The sequence below is a fragment of the Psychrobacter sp. CoH-33_TS_01 genome (assembly GCF_058189395.1).
The window spans coordinates 1-535 of the sequence record NZ_JBVGQI010000032.1 but is presented as its reverse complement, the minus strand read 5'-3'; the positions used below and the strand labels follow the sequence as shown (position 1 = coordinate 535).

Below are 535 nucleotides of genomic sequence, written 5' to 3'. Positions count from 1 at the left end.
ATAAAACCACAAACAAGATCAGTGGTGTAGAAGCAGGTACTGATGCAAAAGATGTCGTAAACAAAGGTCAATTAGACGCTTTGGCAGGGCAACAGACCGCAACAGACAATGCAGCGGTTAAATACGACGACGCAACGACTAAAGACAAAGTAACTTTAGGTGGCGGCGCTACAGGTACAACCCTTAGCAATGTTAAGGCTGGTGATATTTCTGCTACCTCAATGGATGCTGTGAATGGCGGTCAGCTGTTCACAACCAATCAGAACGTGGAACAAAATAGCCAAAACATCACAACCAACAGCAATAACATTACGGGCAACACCACTGATATCACGACCTTAAAAGGTGGCTTTAGCTTACAGACCAATGGTCAAAACGGCGCTGCAATCAAAGCGGGTGATACAGTTGATATTGGAGTGGCTGAGCCAACCGATACGAACTTGACGGCTACTAAGACAGGCAACAATGTTGCGTTTGCTTTAAGCAAAGACTTGCAATTAAATAGTGTCACTACCGGCAATACGGTGATTAATAA

General features: G+C 44.3%; 1 protein-coding gene. It reads left to right on the top strand.

The genetic code is table 11. The annotated features are described in order from the left end of the window. Positions 1-535 (top strand): hypothetical protein (locus ACZ2XM_RS15435; RefSeq protein WP_490589848.1); only part of this gene is annotated, 535 nt, incomplete at both ends.